General features: G+C 50.1%; 24 protein-coding genes and 1 pseudogene. 14 read left to right on the forward strand and 11 right to left on the reverse strand.

All coding sequences use genetic code 11. The annotated features are described in order from the left end of the window. Both ABUA47_RS02180 and ABUA47_RS02185 read left to right on the forward strand, forming a co-directional pair. On the forward strand, positions 1–1,041 hold a 1,041-nt coding region (locus tag ABUA47_RS02180), incomplete at its 5' end, for an FAD-binding protein (RefSeq protein ID WP_349831408.1). Positions 1,042–1,074: 33 nt separating this feature from the next. After that, complete coding sequence (locus tag ABUA47_RS02185) at positions 1,075–1,830, forward strand: succinate dehydrogenase/fumarate reductase iron-sulfur subunit (protein ID WP_005830925.1); 756 nt, start codon at positions 1,075–1,077, stop codon at positions 1,828–1,830. 138 nt (positions 1,831–1,968) lie between these two features. Here the strand turns inward: ABUA47_RS02185 and ABUA47_RS02190 are convergent, their stop codons facing one another. The 4 genes and pseudogenes from ABUA47_RS02190 to ABUA47_RS02205 all read right to left on the reverse strand — a co-directional run. Then, positions 1,969–2,832 carry a helix-turn-helix transcriptional regulator gene (locus ABUA47_RS02190; RefSeq protein ID WP_035447330.1) on the reverse strand — a complete coding sequence of 288 codons (864 nt, stop codon included), beginning with the start codon at positions 2,830–2,832 and terminating at the stop codon, positions 1,969–1,971. A gap of 148 nt (positions 2,833–2,980) precedes the next feature. Continuing rightward, positions 2,981–3,949 carry a fimbrillin family protein gene (locus ABUA47_RS02195; protein ID WP_035447333.1) on the reverse strand — a complete coding sequence of 323 codons (969 nt, stop codon included), beginning with the start codon at positions 3,947–3,949 and terminating at the stop codon, positions 2,981–2,983. A gap of 45 nt (positions 3,950–3,994) precedes the next feature. Next, positions 3,995–4,999, reverse strand: coding sequence for a DUF5119 domain-containing protein (locus ABUA47_RS02200; protein WP_349824386.1), 1,005 nt, complete (start codon positions 4,997–4,999; stop codon positions 3,995–3,997). Then, positions 4,975–5,490: pseudogene (locus ABUA47_RS02205) on the reverse strand (DUF3575 domain-containing protein); the annotation flags it as partial. The gene ABUA47_RS02200 and the pseudogene ABUA47_RS02205, both read right to left, overlap by 25 nt. 536 nt (positions 5,491–6,026) lie before the next feature. Between ABUA47_RS02205 and ABUA47_RS02210 the strand changes: the two are divergent. Beyond that, complete coding sequence (locus ABUA47_RS02210) at positions 6,027–6,830, forward strand: glycerophosphodiester phosphodiesterase (protein WP_009037576.1); 804 nt, start codon at positions 6,027–6,029, stop codon at positions 6,828–6,830. Between the two features lie 19 nt (positions 6,831–6,849). On the opposite strand, the gene dprA is transcribed toward ABUA47_RS02210, so the two are convergent. From dprA to ABUA47_RS02225, 3 genes are read right to left on the reverse strand one after another with little or no spacing between them, the layout of a single operon-like run. Then, positions 6,850–7,968, reverse strand: a complete 1,119-nt coding sequence (gene dprA / locus ABUA47_RS02215; protein ID WP_022400958.1) for a DNA-processing protein DprA — start codon at positions 7,966–7,968, stop codon at positions 6,850–6,852. 11 nt (positions 7,969–7,979) lie between these two features. Continuing rightward, positions 7,980–8,396, reverse strand: a complete 417-nt coding sequence (locus ABUA47_RS02220) for an acyl-CoA thioesterase (protein WP_005834284.1) — start codon at positions 8,394–8,396, stop codon at positions 7,980–7,982. Positions 8,397–8,420: 24 nt separating this feature from the next. Continuing rightward, a complete protein-coding gene (locus ABUA47_RS02225) occupies positions 8,421–9,713 on the reverse strand; it encodes a peptidase U32 family protein (protein WP_016272282.1) in 1,293 nt (430 codons plus the stop codon). A gap of 69 nt (positions 9,714–9,782) precedes the next feature. On the opposite strand from ABUA47_RS02225, the gene dusB reads away from it, so the two are divergent. From dusB to ABUA47_RS02240, 3 genes are all read left to right on the forward strand, one after another. Continuing rightward, the gene (dusB, locus tag ABUA47_RS02230) at positions 9,783–10,763 is read left to right on the forward strand and encodes a tRNA dihydrouridine synthase DusB (protein ID WP_035447337.1); all 981 of its coding nucleotides are present in this window, start codon (positions 9,783–9,785) and stop codon (positions 10,761–10,763) included. A 102-nt stretch (positions 10,764–10,865) separates the two neighbouring features. Beyond that, complete coding sequence (locus ABUA47_RS02235; protein WP_153880885.1) at positions 10,866–11,111, forward strand: hypothetical protein; 246 nt, start codon at positions 10,866–10,868, stop codon at positions 11,109–11,111. 10 nt (positions 11,112–11,121) lie between these two features. Beyond that, entirely contained in the window at positions 11,122–11,247 is a 126-nt protein-coding gene (locus ABUA47_RS02240) for a hypothetical protein (protein ID WP_005834280.1), read from the forward strand. On the opposite strand, the gene ABUA47_RS02245 is transcribed toward ABUA47_RS02240, so the two are convergent. From ABUA47_RS02245 to ABUA47_RS02255, 3 genes are all read right to left on the reverse strand, one after another. After that, the gene (locus ABUA47_RS02245; protein ID WP_005830954.1) at positions 11,244–12,209 is read right to left on the reverse strand and encodes a phosphatase PAP2 family protein; all 966 of its coding nucleotides are present in this window, start codon (positions 12,207–12,209) and stop codon (positions 11,244–11,246) included. The two genes, ABUA47_RS02240 and ABUA47_RS02245, sit on opposite strands and share 4 nt — an antisense overlap. Further along, on the reverse strand, positions 12,200–13,207 hold the full coding sequence (locus ABUA47_RS02250; RefSeq protein ID WP_005830955.1) for an NAD-dependent epimerase/dehydratase family protein: 1,008 nt from the start codon (positions 13,205–13,207) through the stop codon (positions 12,200–12,202). Before ABUA47_RS02250 ends, ABUA47_RS02245 begins: the two co-directional genes overlap by 10 nt. Positions 13,208–13,268: 61 nt before the next feature. Continuing rightward, entirely contained in the window at positions 13,269–14,207 is a 939-nt protein-coding gene (locus tag ABUA47_RS02255; RefSeq protein ID WP_035447807.1) for a cation diffusion facilitator family transporter, read from the reverse strand. 226 nt (positions 14,208–14,433) lie between these two features. Between ABUA47_RS02255 and rnr the strand changes: the two genes are divergently transcribed. After that, positions 14,434–16,578 carry a ribonuclease R gene (rnr, locus tag ABUA47_RS02260; RefSeq protein WP_005830959.1) on the forward strand — a complete coding sequence of 715 codons (2,145 nt, stop codon included), beginning with the start codon at positions 14,434–14,436 and terminating at the stop codon, positions 16,576–16,578. Between the two features lie 165 nt (positions 16,579–16,743). Continuing rightward, entirely contained in the window at positions 16,744–17,220 is a 477-nt protein-coding gene (locus ABUA47_RS02265) for a pyridoxamine 5'-phosphate oxidase family protein (protein WP_035447342.1), read from the forward strand. Positions 17,221–17,283: 63 nt separating this feature from the next. On the opposite strand, the gene cysK is transcribed toward ABUA47_RS02265, so the two are convergent. Next, positions 17,284–18,231 carry a cysteine synthase A gene (cysK, locus tag ABUA47_RS02270; RefSeq protein ID WP_005830963.1) on the reverse strand — a complete coding sequence of 316 codons (948 nt, stop codon included), beginning with the start codon at positions 18,229–18,231 and terminating at the stop codon, positions 17,284–17,286. Positions 18,232–18,450: 219 nt separating this feature from the next. Here cysK and epsC point away from each other — a divergent pair, with 219 nt between their 5' ends. The 6 genes from epsC (at position 18,451) to ABUA47_RS02300 (ending at position 26,160) form a co-directional block, all read left to right on the forward strand. Further along, positions 18,451–19,350 carry a serine O-acetyltransferase EpsC gene (gene epsC, locus ABUA47_RS02275; protein WP_005830965.1) on the forward strand — a complete coding sequence of 300 codons (900 nt, stop codon included), beginning with the start codon at positions 18,451–18,453 and terminating at the stop codon, positions 19,348–19,350. Positions 19,351–19,489: 139 nt separating this feature from the next. Beyond that, positions 19,490–20,989 carry a class I SAM-dependent RNA methyltransferase gene (locus tag ABUA47_RS02280; RefSeq protein WP_349831409.1) on the forward strand — a complete coding sequence of 500 codons (1,500 nt, stop codon included), beginning with the start codon at positions 19,490–19,492 and terminating at the stop codon, positions 20,987–20,989. Positions 20,990–21,009: 20 nt separating this feature from the next. Continuing rightward, positions 21,010–23,235 (forward strand): S9 family peptidase, encoded by a 2,226-nt coding sequence (locus ABUA47_RS02285; protein ID WP_035447348.1) that lies wholly within the window; start codon positions 21,010–21,012, stop codon positions 23,233–23,235. Between the two features lie 190 nt (positions 23,236–23,425). Then, entirely contained in the window at positions 23,426–24,700 is a 1,275-nt protein-coding gene (gene purD, locus ABUA47_RS02290; protein WP_035447351.1) for a phosphoribosylamine--glycine ligase, read from the forward strand. After that, entirely contained in the window at positions 24,701–25,696 is a 996-nt protein-coding gene (locus ABUA47_RS02295) for a hypothetical protein (protein ID WP_005834261.1), read from the forward strand. It abuts the gene before it with no gap. Continuing rightward, positions 25,681–26,160, forward strand: a complete 480-nt coding sequence (locus ABUA47_RS02300) for a YqaA family protein (RefSeq protein WP_005830979.1) — start codon at positions 25,681–25,683, stop codon at positions 26,158–26,160. Before ABUA47_RS02295 ends, ABUA47_RS02300 begins: the two co-directional genes overlap by 16 nt. The last annotated feature ends 53 nt before the right edge of the window (positions 26,161–26,213 follow it).

Here is a 26,213-nt window from a genome sequence, read left to right on the forward strand (position 1 = left end):
GCCAAGAAACTGCAGGAAGGTACACTGCAAGGAAAAGATATTCCCGAGGAAGACCGCGACTACTACCTGGAACGCCGTTATCCGGCATTCGGTAACCTCGTTCCGCGTGACGTTGCCAGCCGCGCTGCCAAAGAACGCTGCGACAAGGGCTTCGGCGTGAACAACACCGGTCTTGCCGTATTCCTTGACTTCTCCGAAGCTATCAACCGTCTGGGTAAAGATGTCGTTGCACAACGTTACGGCAACCTCTTCGATATGTATGAAGAAATCACTGATGTCAGCCCATACGAAAACCCGATGATGATTTATCCGGCTATCCACTATACCATGGGTGGTATCTGGGTTGACTACGAACTGATGACCTCCATCAAGGGACTGTTCGCCATCGGTGAATGTAACTTCTCCGACCACGGTGCAAACCGCCTCGGTGCTTCCGCCCTGATGCAAGGTCTGGCCGATGGTTACTTCGTATTGCCTTACACTATCCAGAACTATCTGGCCGACCAGATTACAGTTCCCCGTTTCTCTACCGACCTGCCCGAATTTGCAGCTGCAGAAAAGGCCGTTCAGGAGAAGATTGACTGGATGATGAACATCAAGGGTAAGAAGTCTGTAGACTCTATCCACAAGGAACTGGGCCACATTATGTGGGAATATGTAGGTATGGGACGTACGGCCGAAGGCTTGAAGGAAGGTCTGAAGAAGCTGAAAGAAGTCCGCAAGGAGTTCGAGAAAGAACTGTTCATCCCGGGCGACAAGGAAGGTATGAATGTAGAACTCGACAAGGCTATCCGTCTGTACGACTTCATCACTATGGGCGAGCTGGTTGCTTACGATGCACTGAACCGTAACGAAAGCTGCGGCGGTCACTTCCGTGAAGAATATCAGACTGAAGAAGGCGAAGCCAAGCGTGACGATGAAAACTACTTCTACGTGGCTTGCTGGGAATATCAGGGTTCTGACGAAAAGGAACCGGTATTGCTGAAAGAGCCGCTGGTTTACGAAGCAATCAAGGTACAGACTCGTAACTACAAGAGCTAATCGGGAAGTTGAACATTTAAAGAATTAAAGAAAATGGATAAAAATATATCATTTACGCTCAAGGTATGGCGCCAGAAGGGTCCGAAAGCAAAAGGCGCTTTTGAAACATACCAAATGAAAGATATCCCGGGCGATACTTCATTCCTCGAAATGCTGGATATCTTGAACGAACAGCTGATTTCTGAAGGTAAAGAACCGGTTGTATTCGACCACGACTGCCGCGAAGGTATCTGCGGTATGTGTTCGCTCTACATCAACGGACATCCCCACGGTCCTGCAACCGGCGCTACGACTTGCCAGATTTATATGCGTCGTTTCAACGACGGCGATACCATCACTGTTGAACCGTGGCGCTCTGCCGGTTTCCCGGTTATCAAGGACTTGATGGTCGACCGTACGGCCTACGACAAGATTATGCAGGCAGGCGGCTACGTCAGCGTACGTACCGGTGCTCCCCAGGATGCCAACGCTATCCTGATTCCGAAGCCCATCGCTGACGAGGCTATGGATGCTGCCAGCTGTATCGGTTGTGGTGCTTGTGTGGCTGCTTGTAAGAACGGTTCTGCTATGCTGTTCGTTTCTGCCAAGGTGAGCCAGCTGAACCTGTTGCCCCAAGGCAAACCGGAAGCATTGCGCCGTGCCAAGGCTATGTTGAGCAAGATGGACGAACTCGGTTTCGGTAACTGTACAAACACTCGTGCGTGCGAAGCTGAATGCCCGAAGAATGTTTCCATCAGCAACATTGCTCGCCTGAACCGCGACTTTATCATTGCGAAACTGAAAGACTAATCCGGTCTTTCTGCAAATAATATAGGATGCGCTTCGGATAAACCTTTTGAGCAAGCTCAGATTTATCACTCAGCTTTCACTATATTTGATTAATATCACAAGAGACTCCTCTGCCGGGAAACCGCCGGAGGAGTTTTTTTATGACATGCCGTTTACTTCAGATAAATTGCCGGCACGCAAGCTACGGGGAGAAGCCCCGAAATTCTTTTTGCAGAAATTGGAAAAATGAGGCAGCGATTCAAAGCCATATTTATAGCAAATCTCTGATATAGAAGCATCCGTATAACGAAGTTCATAAACCACGCTTTCCTTCCTCCGTTCCATCATCCACTCGTACACCGGTTGATGAAAAACAGAATTGAATATACGCCGGAAAGTAGCTACTGTATATCCTCCCAACTGGGCAAGTTCCTCTACCGTCTTGACTTTGGCATGATTCTGCAAGACAAAGTAGTGGAAGGAATTAGTATACTGGGCAAGAGGATGTATCAGCATGGAAAGCTCATAGTCGGAGTAGTAATTTCCAAGAATGAAAGCAAGTTCTTTCCGTTTGAAACAAAGCATTTCCCGGCAAATCTTCTCCTCGGACAAATAGGCCTTGGAACTTTCCAGAAAGAGCTGCAACTCGGGAGTAATGGTCAAAGGATAGAATATCAATGGAGGGGTAACCTCTTTCATAATATGGTTATACCGGTCCTCACAGAAGAATTCAGGCTTACTGAACCGGTAACAAACGCATTCCACATCCGTCATGGCAAGTATTTCGTACTTGGAACCAATAGCTTGAAGGATGAACTCACCTGCATGCAACACAGTTCCCGCATACTCCTTACTGTTGACAAGCACTTCTCCTTTCAGCAGGAAAATTATAATATTTTCCTCACACTTTCGCGCCGGCAGATGGAATCCTCTGGGGTGGGAAGCATATATTATTGCATTGTCCACAGCCTTGGGACATTGAGCGCATTGTTTTTTACCTCTGCAAGCAGAAGAGTTGGGCATCGGCAAGTAGATTTGTTTGTTTGTTGCAGTGACAAAAATAGATAAATAATACTCATAAAAGAAACATTCCCCGAAAACTTTCATAAAGAAGTTTCGGGGAATGAATAAAATAGAAGTAATTCAGTTTTTTATTGCGGACAGTGCCGTTTTATTTTTCCACGTTCGTATCATCAGCCGTACTCCATGGACCAACTTCAGGTACAAAGGTTACTTTTGCCGCCTTATTGGCCAGCGTCAGCGTATAACGTATCTTTTTGCCTTCACCCCAGGCTTGTGTATCATTCAAGTCAATGGCGGAAGTTACAGTATCAAGAAGAACGTCTTTCTCATAGATGTCATAGACAACATTGATTTTGGCATTCGTATCCAACGTCTGGGGCATCAACATCCAGGCTGCATTCATTTCCACACCCGTTGTATTCACTTCCAATGCACTGCCGGCAATCGTATGCGCATAAGTGGCTGTTCCTTCTTGTGACTTCCATGTTGAATCATCAAAACCATAAGTTCCCTTATTGTGCACGCCGGATATTGTAAGTGTTTTCAGTTTATAAGTCAAAGCGTCGGCTGCCTTGACAGTGAAATTTATTTGGGTCAGTATATGGCCGAATTTCAAAGATACCCCACTGGCATTTGATGCCTTGGTTGCATCCGTCGCTTTCGCGGCTACCAAGTCCGTTTGGGCAGCTACATCTGCTACCGTATAAGTAATGGAAGGATATATAGCACCAGCAGCCGGTTGATTGTACGTCAAGGCTCCGGTACCCGGATTCCCGTAAGCAAAGAACTGCAAGTTATCCGTCATTGGCCAATAATATGTTCCCCCAGTCAAACTCCAGTTGGGAGCACTATAGGTTACTTTAACATCTGTCATGAATTCCTTCATCGCATCAAAAGTCGCAACGGAGGCCATTGCTGTCGCTCCCGTATTATAAGCATACACAGTGAACCCTACCTTCTGCAATTCCGGCAAATCAGTCACTGTGGCTCTCGTAGTGTTACCCACTACTGTTCCCAATTTAATCTCCGCCTTTTGTCCGGCATTCTCTATCTCCTCACTTTCCGAGCAACTCATTACTGCTGCTGCAGCCAAAGCCAAAAATAAAACCTTCTTCATAATTGTCTGTTATTAAAGTTAATATATTTATTTGTCTGTTTGCTATCAATTCACCGGTAGCTCCACATCCGTCTCATCATCCCAATCGTCCACATCGCCACCAATCCCTCCATCTCCTTCATCGGTTCCCGGTTCCAAATCATCCACCACAACCTTGTCCTCCGGTACGGGAACCTCGATATGGATTTCCGACCCAGGAACGCCCACATCAGGTTCTTCTTCGCCTCCTCCCGAGGGAGGAGCTGTTTCAATCACTTCCGTGATATCCACCTTCACCTCTTGAACCGTTTTATCTCGTTTCACAATCTTCAGTGTCAGCAACATAGGACTATCCGCACGGGTCTTGGTATCTTTCAGTAATACAAAACTGGAGAAATGCCCCCATAAAAGCCCGTTTTCACGCTTTGTATTCACACATATAGGTACCTCGCTCAAATGGCAAGCACGGTTGCCTATAAAGTAACTTCCGTTCAAGCCGTCCACATGGCAGATGATGCTCGATATTCTATCCCATCCTTCCACCTTTATATCAAAGGAATAATGGTCCACTACCGCTTCCGGCTTCCAGTCCAACGGAAGCGCCACATCACTCTGCCTTATTTCCACCTCGTCCAAAGCCACCACATACAAAGGGTCGGGCGACCAAACCATATCTTCGTGTACATCCAGCCCCGTACAGTGTCCCGTAAAAGCCTCAATCGTCTCATAACTCTCGTCGCCCCGTATCTGTATACTCTCCGTATTGAAGTTATAGGCCACCACCGCATACTTCCCCGGCGGTACCTTCACCTCACCCCCTCCGGCAGGCAGATAACTTTCAACCTTTCTCCCCTGAGTATCTTTCGGATAGAAGATAATCCGCATGGTCTGCGGCAGCTTATCCGTCACCCCTTTCCAATCCAGTTTAATCTGTACTCCGCTAACGGGATAATCATCCAGCATATCGCGGAAGTCACAGCTTCCCAGCATTGGCAACAGCCCGAAGAACAGCCAGAGAATCATATGCCGTGCATCTTTCATACCACTCATCTCCCCGACGTTAGAAGCCATACCAAAGAAATTTTTGCTTTTGTCGGCCCGATAAAGTGATACTTTCCACTGCTGACCCAAACCAAGTCATTTCCATAAGAAGTATATTTCCTGTACTCCGTATCCAAGTATCCAATGCCCACACTGAATTCAATCGCCAGATGCCGAGCCAGTGGACGCACGTATCCATAAGTTATTCCTGCAGCTGCGTAATACTTCCCCCGGTATCCCTTCTCCTTTTTCAACTGAAAATCATAGGTACCTCCTTCGGCATATGCTCCCAGGAAGTGTCCGGACAATCTTCCGCGCGTATGGCGGTTTCCCAACCAGTAACGCGCCTCTGTCCCTCCCGAAAGGAGCTGATAGCAGAAATTACATCCGCTGTCAGACCACCAAGGGCATTTGTACTCAACATTCAAAGACCACCTCTTTCCCAATGGCAGCTCCACTTCTATGTTCGGAGCCAAGGCCAGGTCGTAAAGCAAATTATTTTTTAACGCCAGCACCGTTTTACAAGTATGGCTATGGGATTCTACCGACTTATTCTGCCCTATTACCTGCCCCGACATCATGCAAAAAAGGAGTAGCCAAAAGACATATATAAAAATGCGTTTTCCCATAATTTCGCGTTGTATACAAACAAAAGTAGAAGATAATTACCGAATAAAAATCACTTTCCATCACTCTTTTCAAAGGCTGAAAGGTTCTGTGAAACGATTGAAACAGATTTGCAACTTCTGCCTTATCCGGGACGCTGTGAATAGATTCTTCTCTCTCAAAAAGTCAATCCGTGTGCGAAAACAGTAAAATTCAGTGAAAGAAATACAAAAGAAGTAGCAGGAACATTCTGAAATTTGGAAGATAACAACGGGAACCTTACATTTGTAATGTGATTTTTTTCATAGTATTAGATTTAAGGTTAACAAAGGTTGGAGTACAGCGGTACTCCTTTTTTTATGCCCATACGTTTCTCCGAATGACAAAAAATAGCTATCTTCGATGGCTTTTATAACTGTTAAAGAAGAAAACATCACCACTTGAGCCCATTATGAAAAAACCGGTACTCGCATTGCTTTCCATAATCCTACTTACCGCAGGATGTTCCCAACGGCCTGCCGCCACCACCAAGATACCCCTAACCAGCGCACACCGTGGTGCCGCCACCATCGCTCCCGAAAACACAATGGCATCCGTAGATTCGTGCATCAAATACGGTGTAGGCAATATAGAATGCGATGTCTGCATCAGTAAGGACAGTGTCTTCTACGTACTGCACGATTCCACCCTCGACCGTACCACCAACGGTACCGGCGCCATCTCCCAATGGCTGTCCGCCGACATCGACACACTGGATGCCGGCTCTTGGTTTGCGCCCCGATTTGCCGGACAACGGGTACTACGTCTTACCGACCTGCTACGCAAGGCCAAAGAGCACGGTTTAAGAATCACCATCGACTACCGCAACGGCGGTCTGCACCAATTACTGGATCTGATAAAGGACGAAGGCATGCTGGAAAACTGCAACTTCACCTTCAGCAAGGAGTATCATGCCAAATGCTTCAGAAAGATGGCACCCGAGGTAAGAACCCTGCAAGCCTACATCAAAAGTGAAAAGGACATAGAGCATGTCGTAAAGGAACTGCATCCCGACATCGCTGTCGTCTGGATTGACTCCCTTACCCCACAATTCGTAAAGAAATGCCGTGAGCACAACCTGCAGGTACTGGCACTCGTCCTGGGGCTGGACGACAAGACGGAAGAGAACCAGAAGGCAGTCGACCTGGGGGTAGACATCATAGCGACGGACCACCCGGAAAAGTTCATCATGAAATACGGGAAACCGTCCATATAAGGCAAGAGACCTGCCGCGCTCAAGTCAGCAAGTGATAGACACCACCCACCATTGCCTTGACCACTCCCTTCATCTCCAATTCAAAAAGCAAGGCACTCATCCGGTTGACGGGTATGTCCGCTTCCACCACCATCGCATTGATATGGAGGTCTCCCTGCCGCATAAGGATGCGCATAACAAGCTCCTCCTCTTCTGTCAGTTCCGGAAAGAGATTACGCTGAATACCTTCTGTCCGGGCAGGCTGCTCCGCTACGGCCCAGCCCATAATCTGCACAAACTCTTCCGCACTCTGGATAAGGGCGGCCTTGTTGTCGCGTATCAACCGGTTACAACCGATGGAAGATTCGTCCGTAACACGCCCCGGAACGGCAAAGCAGTCACGATGGTATCCCTCCGCCAACTCTGCAGTGATAAGGGAACCTCCCTTTGCGGCAGACTCCACCACAATGGTAGCATCACTCATACCCGCCACAATACGGTTGCGGCTGACGAAATTATGCTTGTCCGGATTCGTCCCGGTAAGGAATTCGGTCAGCAGTCCGCCTTGTGCCAGCATGTCGATGGCTGTTTTCCGGTGGACATACGGATAGATGCGGTCCAGTCCGTGAGCAAGGACAGCAACGGTAGGGAGATGATTTGCCAAAGCGGCCCGATGGGCATGGATATCTATCCCGTAAGCCAGTCCGCTTACTACCAGCACATCGGGACAAAGAACGGCCAAATCGCGCAGGAAGTCGGCACAGAATTGCTTGCCGTAATCGGTGGCACGGCGTGTACCTACCATATCGATGACATGCAGGCGGTTGAAATCGGTGTTTCCTTTAAAGAAAAGTACAATCGGCGCATCCTCACATTCGCGCAAGCGGGAAGGGTAAGCCTCATCCTTCAACGTCAGGCAGGAAAGACGATTCTTCTCTACAAACTCCATCTCCTGCTCGGCACGCAGAAAGGCAGCGGGACAATCAAGAGCCGTCACTACCCCCGGATTCACACCGGGCATGATTTCGGGGAGCTCCTTCCGCCGACTGAATACTTCGGCAGCACTGCCCATACCCTCTATTAAACGCTTTGCCCCGATATGTCCTATACCGGGGCAAAGTGTGAGAGCTATGCTGCAAATCCGTTCGTCACTGTTCATTCCACCACAGATTACACAGATTCACACGGATTGAGATAAGGGGCAAAGAGACGGTCGAACAGTTCGCTATCGCTTAACCGTCCGTTCACCACACATACGGTTTCAACTATGCCTTTGAGACAGACTTTGCCGTCGGAAGCACGGAAGATATCTTGGTAAAAGACGTACTTGATACCCTCCTTCTTCATGTAGAGTTTGGAGACAAACTCGTCACCACTCCTCAGGGGAGTCTTGAAAGCCATATTGATACGTGCCACTACCGGGTCTACCCCCTGCTCGTGCAGTCCGGCAAAGCTGACGCCGGCACTCAACAGAAACTCATGGCGCGTATGCTCCAGATAATGCTGATAATTGGCATTATTGACGATGCCTTGCAGGTCGCATTCATAGTCGCGCACCTTCATGGGAAGTTCATAGATATAATTCATATTTACTATTGGACTATTTGATACTTAGCCACGTTGTTTCTCCACATCCAAGCCTTTGAACTTCTTCAGTTCCTCTACGCTGACCAGCTTGTAGAGTTTGTCACTGGGACGTATTTTCACCGATTTCATCGAGAAATGCTGGCCTTTCTTTACAGTCTGCACGGGTTTCAAATCGACGCGTGCCTCGTCCAAAGTGACGAATTCGGCACCCGTTGTGGGACCCGTAATCAGCAACTTGTCGCCTACGCTCACTTCGGCTGCTTCTACCAGGAACTCTGCCACACCGATGTTTGAGAAGTAGCGGATGCCCTTACCCACATAGATTTTACGTTCCGTAGCGGCAGAGCCGTAGTTCTTGGTCCATTCGCCCAAGCGTTGTCCCAGGTAGTAGCCGTCCCAGAAACCACGATTGAAGACCGTCTTCAAACGTTCGTCCCACCGGGCAATCTTCTCATCGGTGAATGTATCGTCCAGATAGGAACGGATGGCTTCTTTGTAACACTCCACTACCGTGCGCACGTACTCGGGTCCGCGGGCACGTCCTTCTATTTTGAAAACACGAACACCTGCATCCAGCATCTTGTTCATGAAGTGGATAGTTTTTAAGTCTTTGGGGGACATGATGTATTGGTTGTCCACCTCCAATTCCACATTCGTCTCCTTGTCGCGCACCGTATAACTACGGCGGCATACCTGCATGCAGGCACCGCGGTTGGCGGAGTGGTTCATTTCATGCAATGAGAGATAACACTTTCCGCTGACTGCCATGCAAAGCGCACCGTGACAGAACATCTCTATACGTATCTGCTCTCCACTGGGACCGCAGATATTCTCCTCACGGATATGTCGGTAGATTTCTGCCACCTGCTCCAAATTCAGCTCACGCGCCAGCACCACCACATCGGCAAACTGTGCATAGAAGCGCAGGGCTTCCACGTTGCTGATGTTGAGCTGTGTGCTGAGGTGTACCTCCTGCCCTATCTGCCGGGCATAGCTCATCACTGCCACATCAGCGGCAATGACTGCCGAGATGCCTGCCGCCTTTGCCGCATCTACAATGGTACGCATCAGCGGAATGTCATGGTCGTATATAATGGTATTGACGGTGAGGTAGCTCTTCATGCCATGTTCGTCGCACGTCCGGGCTATTTCCCGCAAATCGTCGATAGTGAAGGTATTTGCCGAACGGGCACGCATGTTCAGGTTCTCGATACCGAAATAGATGGAGTCGGCACCTGCTTGTATGGCTGCTGCGAGAGATTCGCGCGAGCCTACCGGTGCCATGATTTCGAAGTCACTGATTGAGTGTTTCATCATTTCTTTTTGAATTAGAGTATGCAAAGGTAGGCTTTTTTCTGTACTTTTGCGGACAAATCCGCTTAGATTATGAAGATTAAAGATATAGACCTGGGCCCACGCCCCGTATTCCTCGCCCCGATGGAGGACGTCACCGACCCTGCTTTCCGCCTGATGTGCAAGCACTTCGGAGCAGACATGGTATATACCGAGTTCGTTTCTGCCGATGCCTTGATACGCTCCGTAGGCAAGACCCAGCAGAAACTGAACATCAGCGATGAAGAGCGGCCCGTAGCCATACAGATATACGGACGGGACACCGCCACCATGGTAGAAGCCGCCCGCATTGTGGAGCAGGCACATCCGGACACGCTGGACATCAACTTCGGCTGCCCCGTGAAGCGCGTTGCCGGCAAGGGTGCCGGTGCCGGTATGCTACAGAACATTCCGCTGATGCTGGAAATCACCCGTGCCGTGGTAGATACCGTGAAGATTCCCGTCACCGTGAAGACCCGCCTGGGCTGGGATGCCAACAGTAAAATCATCGTAGACCTTGCCGAGCAGTTGCAGGACTGCGGCATTGCCGCCCTCACCATCCACGGCCGTACCCGCGCCCAGATGTATACCGGCGAGGCGGACTGGACACTTATCGGCGAGGTGAAAAAGAACCCACGCATGCACATTCCCATCATCGGCAACGGTGATATCACCACTCCCCAACGGGCCAAAGAATGCTTCGACCTCTACGGTGTGGACGCCATCATGATAGGCCGTGCCAGCTTCGGCCGCCCGTGGTTCTTTAAGGAAGTGAAGCATTATTTGGAGACGGGCGAAGAACTCCCTCCGCTGAGTTCCGAATGGCGGCTGAACGTACTCCGCCAGGAAGTGGAAGACAGCGTCAACCTGCTGGATGAACGACGGGGCATACTGCACGTGCGCCGCCACCTGGCAGCAAGCCCGCTCTTCAAAGGGATTCCCAATTTCCGCGACACCCGGATAGCCATGCTGCGGGCAGAGACGAAGGAGGAACTGTACCGCATCTTCGAAGAGATAGAGCCGTTGCTGCCATAGGAGAAAACCGCATACGATTTTTACCATCGAGTCCGATACTTGAGCAATCATCCTCACGCCCCTTCTTGAATAGCTTCTGAGAGGGGGGCTATTCAGACGCAGATGACACGCTTTGTTGCCATCCGCATAACTCACTGTCTGTCAGCAAGAAATTTTGCCAACCACTTGCCTTGCCCTTGGCAAACTTTTGCCATGCCTATGGCAAAGTTTTGCCAACGCGGTGGCAAAGCCTTGCCAATGGGAAGGCAAAACCTTACCAACAAGGAGGCAAGAAAAAAAACATTGTTTCTTTGGCAGAAAGAAACAAGTCCCTATATTCGTCTTCCCAAGAAAGAAAGAATCCCATAAATATGTCTTTATGAAAAAGAAAAAACTGCTCAAACAGCTCATCGTAAACTTCCAGCATTCACTTCCGGCAGAAGTTTATCCGCGTACATTGGTATTGCCCACAGACAGTGGAAAGATAATCACCGTGCCCGACTAGCGGAACATCGGCTGCGCAAACCATCGCTTGAACATCCACGTGGCCAGGATATAAATGCCGAAAGCCGATACGAAACCCACGATAGAGTCTATCAGGTAATGTGCCTGGATATAGACCGTAGCCCCGCACAACAGCAGATAGAAAGGAAACAAGCAGGCAAACAGACGCTTGCTGCCACGCCATGCCATAATCATCAGTACCGTAGACATTCCGACGTGCGAACTGGGAAAAGCAGCCGTGGGGCGCTCACCCACCTGCTGGGAACTCTCCACCAGGTTGTAGAAGAAGCCGTGCTCATAGCCCGGACCGGGAAGAAGTTCCTGATGGTGATGGAAATAGTCACCGATGGACGGAAAGATACCTTGCGCCACATGGTCGCTTCCAATGGCGGGGAAGTAGAACTGCGGCCCGGCAACGGGGACGAAGATATAAATAAGGTAATAGATGAAGAAAGCGGTGACGATGACGAACGAAACCTTCTCGAAAAGGTCGAAACGATAAAGGAAATACCACACCACCACCAGCAGAATCATCGGATAATAGAAGAAGTACCCCATATTGAACGGCTCGCTCACCCACATCTGCGGAAACCTTTCACAGAACCACACAGCAGGCTGTCCGCCAAACATCCACTGCTCCACCGACGCGAACACGTGGTCGAGATTGGGGAATATCCGGTTGAACTCAAAGGTGTCGGGATACCAATAGGAAAGCAGTGACATCTGGATGGCTATGCGCACAAAGGCAGAGAACTTGCAGGGTGCCAGCCGGTAAAGATACATCAGCAGGAACGTCATACCCGCAATGACAACACGGTCTGCAAGCATCTGCACCGGATGATCCATTTCCTGAAAAAGAAACAGAATGAGAATGGAAGTCAGCAAATTGTATATCAGCGTAATCTTCTCTACCGCAAAAAGCCCCTTACGGGTTTCTACCCTTTTAAATAAATCTAAAGCCATCCCTTATCCTTATACCAGGCAATGGTTTCCTTTACACCCCGTTCCAGGTCGTACTCAGGACTGAAGCCCAGTTCCTCGACGGCCGGTGTGATGTCACACTGCCAGTTGCGTTGTTTCATTATTCTATACTTGTCCGAATTGAGCGTACTGGTCTTGTTCTGCCGCTTCGCCCAAAATTCAGCGAGCAAAGATACGACTTTCAATACAATTAACGGACATCTCAAGCGAATAACAAACGGATTGCCCAATTCTTTCCTTATCAAATCGGAAAAAGCACGGCTGCTATACACCTTCCCGTCAGCCAGGAAATAGGCGCGGCGGGACACCTGCTTCTCTATCCCGAGGAAGACGGCTTGCACGATATCCTTTACATATACAAACGTCAAGTCCTGGCGGCAGAAGCCTACAGAAAAGTCCGTATGCTGCCGGATGGACTTTGCCATAAGATAATAATCCTTCTCACGCGGCCCGTATACACCCGTCGGCCGGTAGATGACGTAGGGGAAACCCGGAATACTCTGCAAATAAAGTTCTGTTTTCAGTTTACTGAGTCCGTAGGCGGTATTGGGTGAAGGGGGGTCACTCTCCATAATCGGGTCGTAGGTCCTCTCGCGTACCGGGCCGAACACACTCAGCGTACTGATGAAGATAAACTGCTTGGGAATCATGTTCAGCTCCCTCAGCGTATCGATGAAGTATTTGGTCTGCAGATAATTCACCAAATCGAATTCGTTCTTGTCCACACACTTCGTCACACCGGCACAATGGACAATATAATCAAACTTATTGTAGGTCCCTTTATGTCCCGAGAGTTGTGCCCTCAGTTCATTGGGGTGCGCAAAGTCCAGTTCGAGGAAATGTATCTTGCGGTCACGCAGATACTCGCGGCTGCTGGACGAACGTACACCCGCCCACACACCGAACTTGCGCTTCAACGCCTCCTCCACGATGAAACTTCCGATAAATCCGCTTGCTCCTGTAATTAAAATCGATTCCACTTCTTCAGTTACAAATTACTAATTACTTTTCATCCGGTCCGTCACCTTGACGCTCCTTGTGTTACTCTGTCGCCTCGTTACTCTTCTTCACCGGCTCCACATGGATGCTGACCAGTGTTCCTTTGCCGAACTGCCTTTTCAACTTGTTCTCCACCGCCGTTGCCGTCTCGTGGGCTTCCTCCAGCGAGATGCTGCCATCCATACGCACATGCACCTCGATGGCACAATAACTGCCGATGCGACGCGTACGAAGGTGATGCGGCGAGCTGATACCGGGAAAAGAGAGAATTGTCTTTATTATCTCATCCTCTACCTCGGCAGGCAATGATTTCTCCAACAGTTCGTCCACACACGGTATCAACAATTGCACAGCCACCTTCATAATGAAGAAGCTGACAATAACCGCCGCCACCGGGTCCAGCACCCGCCAATGGTCACCCAAAAGAATGGCTCCACCTATCCCCACTGCCGTGCCTATGGATGAAAGCGCATCACTCCGGTGATGCCAGGCATTGGCAACAACCGCCTGCGAATTCAACTTCCTGCCCTTGAATACGGTATATTGATAAAGCACTTCCTTGAAAACGATGGATACCAATGCAGCCACCAGTGCCAGTATACCGGGTTCCTGCAGAGAGCCGCCTTGCAGGAAGCGGTAAATGGAGGAAGCCCCGTTCCAGAAAATGCCGAATCCCACAAACAACAGAAAAATACCGATAATGGCAGTTGCCAGCGTCTCGTACTTGCCATGACCGTAATCGTGTCCTTCATCTTCGGGCTTTGCCGAAATGCGCACAAAAACAATGACAATAATATCTGTAATGAAATCCGACAAAGAATGTACCGCATCCGCCAGCATGGCGGCACTGTGACCTACAATACCTGCAAAGAATTTGAAGACAAGCAAGAGAAAGTTTACCACACTTCCCACAACCGTCACCCGGTAAATGTCTTTTTCCCGTGTGGCATCTGCTTTTTTGTTCAGAGTTTGCATTTCCATCTGCTTTTCGTCTAAGGTACAGCCTATCTTCACTTTGTGTGCAAATATAGTACATAAATCCATTACAATCTGTCGTTCCTTCATTATTTTCAATAGAATGATAATATTTTGAAGTCTGAGTGAACGAAGGAACGTATTTATTTGTTTACTTTGCAAGAGGTAATCACCACAGATTACACAGATTGACACAGAATCTCTATTTATACATAAAATACATCATAACATTATGGCCAAAAAGAAAGAAAAGAAAGCCGGCAAACGCATGAAGAAGAAAGAGCTCGTCAAAGTACTGCTGGAATTCTTCCACACAAAGCAAGACGAAGTATTATCCCTGAAATACATCTTTGAACAACTCCACCTCACCACACATCCGCTGAAGATGCTGTGCATGGACATCTTGTCCGAACTGTCGATGGACGACTACATCACAGAAGTGGACAAGCACAAATACAAGCTGAACAACCACGGCGTGGAAATGACCGGAACCTTCCAGCGCAAGAGCAACGGCAAGAATTCCTTTATACCGGAAGGTGGAGGCGAACCGATATTCGTGGCCGAACGCAACTCGGCACACGCCATGAACAATGATAAAGTGCGTATCGCCTTCTATGCCAAGCGTCGCGGACGCGAAGCCGAAGGAGAAGTCATCGAGATACTGGAACGTGCCAACGACACCTTCGTGGGTACCCTGGAAGTTGCCAAGTCATACGCTTTCCTTGTAACGGAAAACCGTACGCTTGCCAACGACATCTTCATCCCCAAAGAAAAGTTGAAAGGCGGCAAGACGGGCGACAAAGCCATCGTAAAGGTGGTGGAATGGCCCGACAAAGCCAAGAACCCCATCGGCCAGGTAATCGATATCCTGGGGCGCGCAGGAGACAATACCACCGAGATGCACGCCATCCTGGCGGAATTCGGCCTGCCCTATGTCTACCCCGCTGCCGTAGAGAAAGCTGCCGACAAGATACCCGCCGAAATCTCCGCCGAGGAAATAGCCCGACGTGAGGACTTCCGGGGTGTGACCACCTTCACCATCGACCCCAAGGATGCCAAGGACTTCGACGACGCCCTCTCCATCCGCAAACTGAAAGGGGGACTTTGGGAAGTAGGCGTACACATTGCCGACGTGACCCACTACGTGAAAGAGGGCGGCATCATAGACAAGGAAGCCGAGAAGCGTGCCACATCCGTCTACCTCGTAGACCGCACCATCCCAATGCTCCCCGAACGGTTGTGTAATTTCATCTGTTCACTCCGCCCCGACGAAGAGAAGCTTGCCTACTCCGTCATCTTTGAAATGACGGAAAAAGGCGAAGTGAAGAACTCACGCGTGGTACATACCGTCATCAAGAGCGACCGCCGCTTCACCTACGAAGAAGCCCAGGAGATTATAGAAACCGGCAAAGGAGACTTCCAGGAAGAGGTGCTCCAACTGGATAAGCTTGCCAAAATACTGCGTGAGAACCGCTTTAAGGCAGGAGCCATCAACTTCGACCGCTACGAAGTGAAGTTCGAAATTGACGAGAAGGGCAAACCCGTCAGCGTCTACTTCAAGGAGTCGAAAGATGCCAACAAGCTGATAGAGGAGTTCATGCTGCTTGCCAACCGCACCGTAGCCGAAAAGATAGGCCGCGTGCCCAAAGGCAAGAAAGCCAAAGTGTTGCCATACCGTATTCACGACCTCCCCGACCCGGAGAAGCTGGACAACCTGGCACAGTTCATCGCCCGTTTCGGCTACAAGCTGCGTACCAGCGGTACAAAGACCGACATCTCCAAGTCCATCAACCACCTGCTGGACGACATCCAGGGCAAGAAGGAGGAGAACTTGATTGAAACCGTCTCCATCCGCGCCATGCAGAAGGCACGCTACTCCGTGCATAACGTGGGGCACTATGGTTTGGCTTTCGATTACTATACCCATTTCACCTCGCCCATCCGCCGCTATCCGGATATGATGGTACACCGTCTGCTCACCAAGTACTTGGACCAGGGAGGCCGCACCGTGTCCGAACAGAAATACGAAGCCCTCTGCGAACACAGCAGCAGCATGGAGCAGATAGCCTCCAACGCGGAACGCGCCTCCATCAAGTACAAGCAAGTAGAATTCATGACCGAACGCCTGGGACAGACCTTCGACGGTGTCATCTCCGGCGTAACGGAATGGGGACTCTACGTGGAGCTGAATGAGAACAAGTGCGAAGGCATGATTCCCATCCGCGACCTCGACGATGACTATTACGAATTCGATGAAAAGAACTACTGCCTGCGCGGACGCCGCAAAAATAAAATTTATAGTCTGGGAGATGCCATTACCATTAAGGTGGCACGCGCTAACTTGGAAAAGAAGCAGCTGGACTTTGCACTGGTGTAACCTCACCCCCGACCCCTCTCCGAAAGAGAGGGGAGAGGAGAGCAATGAATTGAAAACTTGCGAAACTTGAGTGAAGTGAAATAAAGAATAACCCTACAATATTAAATATCCCCACTTCCCCACTCCCCTCTCTTTCGGAGAGGGGCCGGGGGTGAGGCTTTGCACATGAAGACAATTACTATTACAGACCCTACACAGATTGAGGAAATTATCCGTAAATGCCCATACTGCATAGTGGGCATCACAGACCTTGAAGGAAACCCATATGCGGTTCCCATGGACTTTGCCTATCAAGACGGGGTAATATACTTGCATTCCGGCCCGGAAGGCAGTAAAGTGGAGATGGTAACAAAGCACCCGCAAGTTTGCATCACCTTCTGCGAAGGACACGAGCTGGTTTATATGCACCGGCAAGTGGCATGCAGCTACAGCATGAAGTCGCGCAGTGTTATCTGTCGTGGGAAAGTACACTTCGTGGAAGACATGGAAGAGAAGCGACGCGTACTCGACATGCTGATGAAGCAATATACGGAAAATGAATGCAAATATGCCGAACCCGCCGTACGCAATGTCAAGATATGGGAAGTGAAAGTAGAGAAAATAAGCTGCCGGTCATTCGGGTTAAGACCAAGCGAACTATAAATACCATCTGCCGGTCACCTGCTCCACATTGATGGAGCGGATAACCGGCAGAAATATTTACTTTTACAACGGATATTCCTCAAATGCATACAACAGCGTCGAAAGATACCGTTCTCCCGTATCGGGCAGCAGCGCTACAATCGTCTTTCCTTCATTCTCGGGCAACCGTGCCAAGCGGGTAGCTGCAGCAACGGCAGCTCCCGAAGAGATGCCGACCAACAATCCCTCATACTTCGCCAGTTCGCGGCCCGTACGTATGGCGTCATCATTGGATACCTGCAGAACTTCGTCTATTACGGCACTGTTATAGTTCTTCGGCACAAATCCGGCACCGATACCTTGTATTTTATGGGGACCGGGCTTCCCACCGGAAAGTACGGGAGAATCTTCGGGCTCCACAGCCACAATCTTTACCTTCGGGTTATTGGCTTTCAAGGCTGCACCCACACCACTCACTGTGCCTCCCGTCCCTACACCGGCCACGAAAATATCCACCCGGCCGTCTGTATCACGCCAGATTTCTTGTCCGGTAGTACGCTCGTGCATTGCCGGATTGGCAGGATTGTCAAATTGCTGTAGAATCAGCGAGCCGGGGTTGGCGGCTTTCAGTTCTTCGGCACGGGCTATTGCGCCTTTCATACCGTCGGCACCCGAAGTCAGCACCAGTTCCGCACCAAGGGCTTTCAAGAGGTTGCGGCGTTCCAAACTCATCGTGTCGGGCATCGTCAGTATCAGCTTGTAACCTTTGGCGGCGGCCACAAAAGCCAGCCCTACGCCCGTATTCCCACTGGTAGGTTCGATGATGGTGGCACCAGGCTTCAACAGCCCTTTTGCCTCGGCATCTTCTATCATGGCAAGCGCCACGCGGTCCTTCACACTGCCGGCAGGGTTAAAATATTCCAATTTGGCAATAACACGGGCTTTCAGACCCTTATTCTTGTTATAATTATTCAACTCCAGCAAGGGAGTGTTGCCTACCAGGTCGGTAAGGCGTTCTGCTATCTTCTTCATAATCCAACTGTTTTTAAATTCCTCATTCCCCTAAGGGAAAAGACTAACAATCCGGAGTGGAACGAGGTATGTTATTTCTTACAAGACAAAAGTAGCGCAAAATTGGTTCGTAGAAAATACCACAAATATGGTAAATACGTACTATAAATGAGGGATATGTAGGATATTTGACGAGTATTTCCTATCTTTGTTGCCACTTTTAAACTTAAGGATATCATAATGAGTCCACTCAACTTTACCCACATTTTGACACAAGCAGTCGATGAGCTATCGGAAAGCGAATCATACAAAGGACTGTTTCACCAGCATACGGACGGCAACCCGCTGCCTTCGGCAAAAGTGCTGCGCGACATCATCGAACTGGCGCGAGCCATCATCTTCCCCGGATATTTCGGAAATTCTACGGTCAACAGCCGTACGGTGACTTACCATATCGGTGTCAATGTCGAACGCTTGTTCGACCTGCTGACCGAGCAAATCCTTGCCGGCCTCTGCTTTGCAGGCGACGGCGAATGCAACTGTTGTACCGAGCTCCAACGGGAAGAAGCCGCCTTATTGGCTGCCAAGTTCATCAGCAACCTGCCGGCAATGAGACGTACACTCGCCACAGATGTGGAAGCCGCCTACAACGGTGACCCCGCCGCACAGTCGTTCGGCGAAGTCATCAGCTGCTATCCGGCCATCCGCGCCATCAGCAACTACCGCATCGCACACGAGTTGCTCAAGTTGGGTGTTCCCCTCATTCCCCGCATCATCACCGAGATGGCGCACAGTGAAACGGGAATCGATATCCATCCAGGAGCGGAAATAGGTGGTTATTTTACCATCGACCACGGTACGGGTGTGGTAATCGGCGAGACCTGCATCATCGGCAACAACGTGAAGCTGTACCAGGGTGTGACCCTCGGTGCCAAGAGCTTCCCGCTAGACGAAGACGGCAAGCCCATCAAGGGTATTCCCCGCCATCCCATTCTGGAAGACAATGTGATAGTCTATTCCAACGCCACCATATTGGGACGCATCACCATCGGACAAGGAGCCACCGTAGGCGGCAATATCTGGGTGACAGAAGATGTTCCCGCAGGAGCAAGGATTGTACAGACAAAGGCCAAGAAGTAAGTCACAAACAACCAATAAACAATTAAAATCGTAAATAACTCAAATCAGCAGTTCAAGTAGTTAAATGGTTATCAGCCACTAATGAGAGAAACGAGTGACAACTACCCAGATTGCCGATTCACATAAAGTAAATGCATAGATGAGCGAACAATCTTTTGAAATGATTGCCAAAACCTTCCAAGGACTGGAAGAGGTACTGGCACAAGAGCTGACTGCACTGGGCGCCAACGAAATAGAAATAGGCCGCCGCATGGTATCTTTCAGTGGTGATAAGGAAATGATGTACAAGGCAAACTTCTGCCTGCGTACAGCCATCCGGATACTGAAACCCATCAAACACTTCACAGCCAAGGATGCCGACGAGGTTTACGAACAGATTAAAGCCATCCGATGGGAAGACTATCTGGATACGGACAAGACCTTTGCCGTGGACGCGGTTGTATTCAGTGAAGAGTTCCGTCATTCCAAGTTCGTTTCCTACAAGGTGAAGGATGCCATCGTGGACTATTTCCGCGAGAAGACCGGCGAACGTCCCGGCGTGCGTGTCAACAAACCGGACGTGCTGCTGAACATACACATTGCCGAAACCAAATGTACGCTGTCTCTCGACTCCAGCGGCGAATCGCTGCACCGCCGCGGTTATCGCCAGGAAGCAGTAGAGGCCCCGCTGAATGAGGTGCTGGCCGCCGGCATGATATTGATGACCGGCTGGCGTGGCGAATGTGACCTGATAGACCCGATGTGTGGTTCGGGACCCATTCCCATCGAAGCGGCGCTGATTGCACGCAACATCGCTCCGGGCGTATTCCGCAAGGAGTTCGCTTTCGAGAAGTGGGTGGATTTTGACCAGGAGCTGTTCGACACGATATACAATGACGACAGCCAGGAACGTGAATTTACGCATAAGATATACGGTTACGACAACAGCCCGAAGGCAAACGAAATTGCCACACACAATATAAAGGCTGCCGGCGTAAGCAAGGACGTGGTATTGAAGCTGCAACCTTTCCAGCAATTCGAGCAACCTGCGGAGAAATCCATCATCATCACCAATCCTCCCTACGGTGAGCGTATCTCTACCAACGACCTGCTGGGCCTTTACTCCATGATTGGCGAGCGTCTGAAACATGCCTTTACGGGCAACACCGCATGGATTCTTTCTTACCGGGAAGAGTGCTTCGACCAAATCGGGCTAAAAGCCACCTCCAAGATACCTTTATTCAATGGTGCGCTGGAATGCGAATTCCGCCAGTACGAAATCTTCGATGGAAAGTACAAGGAATTCCGTGCCGAAGGCGAGGAATTGAGCAAGGAGCGTAAAGAATTTCGTCCGGCTTCTGGGGAACGGAAAGAGTTCAAACCCGGAGAAAGACGCGAATTCCGTCCCCGATTCAGTGGAGAGAGACGTGAATTCGGTAGCGAAAGACGCGAGTTCAACGGCGAACGCAGACCAAGAGAATTCAAGGACGGCGAAAAGCGCGAATTCCGTCCGCGTGAAAGAAGAGAGTTCAAAGACGGGGAAAGACGGGAGTTCAGACCGAGGGAAAGACGTGAATTCGGTGGAGAACGCAGAACAAGGTCGGGTGAGTCTTACCCGGAAAGAAAAAGAAGAGAGGCGGGAAAGAAGGAAGAAGAATAACACGAACAATGACAAGGAGAATGAATGCAAAGAAAATAAGTAAGAGCATTCTTGCACTGCTGATAACAGTACCTGCTCTGCTTGCAACAAACGCTATGGCACAAGAACTGAAAAAGCCGACCCTGGAAGATCTGATTCCCGGAGGTGAGACCTACCACAAACCGGAAAACAAATCGTACCAGTGGTGGGGCGATGCCGCTTGTCTGGAACTTGGCATCGACAATATAGAAGGTACATGGGCTGTCAAAGGATTAGGTGCCAAGCCTGGAGAGAAATTCACTGCCATCACATTGGAAGAAGCCAACGCGCTGCTGGAAGAAAAAGGACTTGGAAAACTGCGTCACTTTCATGCTGCAAAGGCTGTCAACGTACCCCGAGGCGTCAATCTGGGTATTCAAGTCCAAATAGACCCACTCCTGCTGCTGAACACCGGCAAGTACCGTGCCCTCGTCGACTGGAAGAAGAAAAAAGTCATCTGGAGCCAGCCTTGCCCCACCCAAGCCGCAAATGAGGATTGGAACGAGGTAAGCCGCCATTTGGCTTATACTATCGGCAATAATCTCTATGTGATGACCGGTGACGGGCAAACCCTGAAAGTCACCAACGAACCGGAAGGTATCGTCTGCGGACAAAGTGTGCACCGCAATGAATTCGGCATTTCAAAAGGCACTTTCTGGAATCCTGCCGGGGACCTGCTGGCCTTTTATCGAATGAACGAAAGCATGGTCACCCCCTATCCATTGGTTGACATCACGACAAGAATAGCACTGGTGGATAAAATACGCTACCCCATGGCCGGCATGCTCAGCCATCAGGTAAAGGTAGGTATCTACAATCCGGCTACTCAAAAGACCATCTACCTGGACATGGGCGACCCAAAAGACCGCTACTTCACCAACATCACCTGGGCACCGGATGGCAAAAGCCTCTATCTGATAGAGCTAAACCGAGACCAAAACCACTCCAAACTGTGCCGGTACGATGCTGAAAGCGGAAAGCTGCAACAAGTGCTCATCGAAGAGAGACATCCCAAATATGTGGAGCCGCAATCTCCCATTCTATTCCTGCCATGGGACAGCCACAAGTTCATCTATCAAAGCCAGCGTGACGGCTTCAACCATCTGTACCTATACAATACGGAAGGGGAACTGCTGAAGCAACTCACCTCCGGCCCCTGGCTTGTACAAGACATCGTAGGTTTTAACCGGAACACGAAAGAGCTCATCATCAAGAGTACGGAAATCTCTCCTTTGCAGAGCAACCTTTACGCTGTCAACCTGAAGAATGGCAAACGCAGCTTGATAGGAGACCCAACCGGCATGCACTCGGCACAAATCTCCGGTTTCATGGGAACTTACCTCATCGACAATGCCTCTTCGCCCACTTGCCCCCGTATCATAAAACTGATGTCCACCAACCCGAAAAAACAACGGGAACACACACTGCTGACAGCCAAGAACCCCTACGAAGGCTTTGAAATGCCCAGCATAGAAGTAGGCACCATCAAAGCCGCCGACGGCAAGACAGACTTGTACTACCGCCTGATAAAGCCTGCCGACTTCGACCCGGCAAAGAAGTATCCCGCCATCGTCTACGTATACGGCGGCCCGCACGCCCAGATGATAACGAACGGCTGGATGAACGATGCCCGCGGCTGGGACATCTACATGGCAAACAAAGGCTACATCATGTTCAGCCTCGACAACCGTGGCAGCAGCAACCGTGGACTGGAGTTTGAAAACGCCACCTTCCGCCAGCTGGGCATCGAAGAGGGCAAAGACCAGGTGAAGGGCGTAGAATTCCTGAAAAGCCAGCCTTATGTGGACGGAGAGCGTATCGGCGTGCACGGCTGGAGCTTCGGAGGACACATGACTACGGCGCTGATGCTGCGCTATCCCGAAATTTTCAAGGTAGGCGTTGCCGGCGGACCGGTTATCGACTGGGGATACTACGAGATAATGTACGGTGAGCGCTATATGGACACTCCGCAAGCGAACCCGGAAGGCTATAAGCAGACAAATCTGAAAAACCTTGCCGGTAACTTGAAAGGACATCTGCTCATCATACACGACGACCACGACGACACCTGCGTGCCGCAGCACACCCTTTCATTCATGAAGGCGTGCGTGGATGCCCGTACCTATCCCGATTTGTTTATCTATCCCACGCACAAGCACAACGTCCTGGGACGCGACCGTGTGCATCTGCACGAGAAGATAACAAGATATTTTGAAGAATATCTTTAATGTACAATGTACCATATACAATGTACAATTTGCTATGCAGTGCGGGCGTGCAAATAGGGAGTAGATGGTAGAAGAAAGAAGAGAATAAAAGAGAGAATAAATCATTAAGTATAACAATCTGTACAACTTACCTGATGCCCCACAGCACAGACAAATTGTAAATTGTACATTGTAAATTGTAAATGAACCCATGAAAGTATTATTATTAGGCTCCGGTGGCCGTGAACACGCTCTGGCATGGAAGATTGCCCAAAGCCCGAAAGTAGAGAAACTATATATTGCTCCCGGCAATGCAGGTACAAGCGAAGCAGGCGAGAATGTGAACCTGAAGGCGACAGACTTTCCCGCACTCAAGGCCTTTGCCCTTGAGAAAGAAATCGACATGATTGTTGTGGGTCCCGAAGACCCGTTGGTACAAGGCATCTTCGACAGCTTCAAGGAAGACCCTGCCACCTGCCATATCGACATCATCGGCCCCACCGCCAAAGGTGCCACACTGGAAGGTAGCAAGGAATTTGCCAAAGGCTTCATGATGCGCCACAACATCCCCACTGCCCGCTACAAGAGCATCACCGCCGACAACTTGCAGGAGGGACTCGACTTCCTCGCTTCCCTCGAAGCGCCTTACGTACTGAAGGCCGACGGACTGTGTGCAGGCAAGGGCGTGCTGATTCTCCCCACACTGGAAGAAGCTCAGAAAGAGCTGAAGGAAATGCTGGACGGCATGTTCGGCGATGCCAGCGCCACGGTAGTCATTGAAGAGTTCCTCAGCGGCATCGAATGTTCCGTATTCGTGATGACAGACGGCCGCCACTATAAGGTATTGCCCGTAGCCAAAGATTACAAGCGTATCGGCGAAGGCGACAAAGGCCTCAACACCGGCGGTATGGGCAGCGTTACTCCCGTACCTTTTGCCGACGAAACATTTATGGAAAAAGTACGCACCCGCATCATCGAACCTACCGTAAACGGTCTGCAGGAAGAAGAAATCGGCTACCAAGGCTTCATCTTCCTGGGACTTATCAACGTGAAGGGCGAACCGATGGTGATTGAATACAACGTCCGCATGGGCGACCCCGAAACCGAAAGTGTGATGCTACGCATCAAGAGCGACCTGGTAGACCTGCTCGAAGGCGTTGCCCAGGGCGACCTCGACCAGCGTACACTGGAATTCGACCCACGCACAGCCGCTTGCGTCATGCTGGTGAGCGGAGGATATCCGGAAGCCTACGAAAAGGGCAAGGTGATGACCGGATTCGAGAAGGCTGCCGAAACAGACAGCATCCTCTTCCATGCCGGAACAGCCACCAAAGACGGACAGACCGTAACTGCCGGTGGCCGTGTCATCGCCGTCTGCTCCTATGGTGAAACAAAGGAAGAAGCCTTGCAGAAGAGCTACCGCGTGGCCGACATGATAAACTTCGAGAAGAAATATTTCCGTCGCGACATCGGATTTGACTTATAAATGAGAACGAAGAGATTCCAGAACCGGATAACGGCAGGGCGGTTCACACTACCCACCGCTATCCTGATTTCAGTATCCTGCTGGATACTGACCGCTGTTCTGTTGCCCGAGACGGAGACACAGCAAAGCGGATATTCCCTTTGGGAAACATTCTGCGACTTCTGCATCCCCACCTGGGCAAACCGTCTCTTCAGCTTTATTCTGTATGCCGTCATCGGGTACTTCCTAATACAGCTCAACAATACGTTCGCCATCATCCGGATGCGGGCATCGGTACAGACTTCTGTCTACTTCCTGCTGATATCCGTCTGCCCCAGCCTACACATGCTGTATGCGGGAGACTTGGCAGCTGCCTCCTTCCTGGTGGCACTGTTTTTCCTCTTCAAGAGCTACCAGCAGGCACGGCCCACAGGCAGTCTCTTCCACGCCTTTGTCTTCATCGGACTGGGCAGCCTGCTTTTTCCGCAGCTCATGCTGTTTGTCCCCATCTTCTGGATAGGTGCCTACAACTTCCAGTCTCTCCAACCCAAAAGTTTCTTCGCTTCCTTGGTAGGATGGAGCGTACCCTACTGGCTGTTGCTGGGACACGCCCTCTACTACGGGCAAATGGAACTCTTCTGCCAGCCCTTCCGCGAGCTGGTGACCTTCGCTCCCACCCGGTTCGACTATCAGCCGTGGGAACTCGCCACCCTCGGGTATCTCCTTGTTCTGTTCATCGTCAGCGCGGCACACTGTCTCATTGCCGGCTATGAAGACAAGATACGCACCCGGAGCTATCTGCACTTCCTCATCCTGCTGAATTTCTGCATCTTTGTCTATATCGGACTGCAACCGGTATTGAGTGTCCACCTGATGTCCTTCCTGCTCATCGGTGTCAGCATCCTGGCGGGACACTTGTTTGTACTGACAAATAGCCGCAGTTCCAATATATTCTTCATTTGTGCATTTATCGGATTATTCATTCTATTAGGATTCAACATATGGACGCTTTTGTAGATACACTCGTACAGCTGCTAATTGACTGGGGATATGTCGGTCTGTTCATCTCTGCCCTATTGGCAGGAAGCATCATTCCGTTCAGTTCCGAGATAGTGATGGTAGCACTGGTCAAGGTCGGTCTGAGCCCGGCACTGTGCGTACTCTCCGCCACCTTGGGAAATACGCTGGGAGGCATGACGTGCTACTACATGGGACGTCTGGGACGTATAGACTGGATTGAGAAATATTTCAAGGTAAAAAGGGAAAAGATAGAACGGATGCAGCATTTCCTCCAAGGGAAAGGGGCACTGATGGCTTTCTTCGCCTTTCTGCCTTTTGTGGGAGAGGCCATAGCCATTGCACTGGGCTTCATGCGCAGTAATCTGATGCTGACCACCACGTCCATGTTTGCAGGGAAACTGGTGCGCTACATAGCTATGCTGTGGGCACTGCAAGGAGCCATTTCGATGATGAATTATTGACATGTAGTGAGTTTGAGCAATAGATGTATAGATACAACGCGTTGGATGTATAG

The organism is Bacteroides sp. RTP31139st1_H2_RTP31139_211217, assembly GCF_040227615.1.
GTDB classification, from domain to species: Bacteria; Bacteroidota; Bacteroidia; order Bacteroidales; family Bacteroidaceae; genus Bacteroides; species Bacteroides uniformis.

Coding starts and splice junctions, on each gene's coding strand:
- ABUA47_RS02185 (WP_005830925.1), top strand. CDS start 1,075: ATGGATAAAAATATATCATTTACGCTCAAGGTATGGCGCCAGAAGGGT.
- ABUA47_RS02190 (WP_035447330.1), bottom strand. CDS start 2,832: ATGCCCAACTCTTCTGCTTGCAGAGGTAAAAAACAATGCGCTCAATGT.
- ABUA47_RS02195 (WP_035447333.1), bottom strand. CDS start 3,949: ATGAAGAAGGTTTTATTTTTGGCTTTGGCTGCAGCAGCAGTAATGAGT.
- ABUA47_RS02200 (WP_349824386.1), bottom strand. CDS start 4,999: ATGGCTTCTAACGTCGGGGAGATGAGTGGTATGAAAGATGCACGGCAT.
- ABUA47_RS02210 (WP_009037576.1), top strand. CDS start 6,027: ATGAAAAAACCGGTACTCGCATTGCTTTCCATAATCCTACTTACCGCA.
- dprA (WP_022400958.1), bottom strand. CDS start 7,968: ATGAACAGTGACGAACGGATTTGCAGCATAGCTCTCACACTTTGCCCC.
- ABUA47_RS02220 (WP_005834284.1), bottom strand. CDS start 8,396: ATGAATTATATCTATGAACTTCCCATGAAGGTGCGCGACTATGAATGC.
- ABUA47_RS02225 (WP_016272282.1), bottom strand. CDS start 9,713: ATGATGAAACACTCAATCAGTGACTTCGAAATCATGGCACCGGTAGGC.
- dusB (WP_035447337.1), top strand. CDS start 9,783: ATGAAGATTAAAGATATAGACCTGGGCCCACGCCCCGTATTCCTCGCC.
- ABUA47_RS02235 (WP_153880885.1), top strand. CDS start 10,866: ATGACACGCTTTGTTGCCATCCGCATAACTCACTGTCTGTCAGCAAGA.
- ABUA47_RS02240 (WP_005834280.1), top strand. CDS start 11,122: ATGAAAAAGAAAAAACTGCTCAAACAGCTCATCGTAAACTTCCAGCAT.
- ABUA47_RS02245 (WP_005830954.1), bottom strand. CDS start 12,209: ATGGCTTTAGATTTATTTAAAAGGGTAGAAACCCGTAAGGGGCTTTTT.
- ABUA47_RS02255 (WP_035447807.1), bottom strand. CDS start 14,207: ATGGAAATGCAAACTCTGAACAAAAAAGCAGATGCCACACGGGAAAAA.
- rnr (WP_005830959.1), top strand. CDS start 14,434: ATGGCCAAAAAGAAAGAAAAGAAAGCCGGCAAACGCATGAAGAAGAAA.
- ABUA47_RS02265 (WP_035447342.1), top strand. CDS start 16,744: ATGAAGACAATTACTATTACAGACCCTACACAGATTGAGGAAATTATC.
- cysK (WP_005830963.1), bottom strand. CDS start 18,231: ATGAAGAAGATAGCAGAACGCCTTACCGACCTGGTAGGCAACACTCCC.
- epsC (WP_005830965.1), top strand. CDS start 18,451: ATGAGTCCACTCAACTTTACCCACATTTTGACACAAGCAGTCGATGAG.
- ABUA47_RS02280 (WP_349831409.1), top strand. CDS start 19,490: ATGAGCGAACAATCTTTTGAAATGATTGCCAAAACCTTCCAAGGACTG.
- ABUA47_RS02285 (WP_035447348.1), top strand. CDS start 21,010: ATGAATGCAAAGAAAATAAGTAAGAGCATTCTTGCACTGCTGATAACA.
- purD (WP_035447351.1), top strand. CDS start 23,426: ATGAAAGTATTATTATTAGGCTCCGGTGGCCGTGAACACGCTCTGGCA.
- ABUA47_RS02295 (WP_005834261.1), top strand. CDS start 24,701: ATGAGAACGAAGAGATTCCAGAACCGGATAACGGCAGGGCGGTTCACA.
- ABUA47_RS02300 (WP_005830979.1), top strand. CDS start 25,681: ATGGACGCTTTTGTAGATACACTCGTACAGCTGCTAATTGACTGGGGA.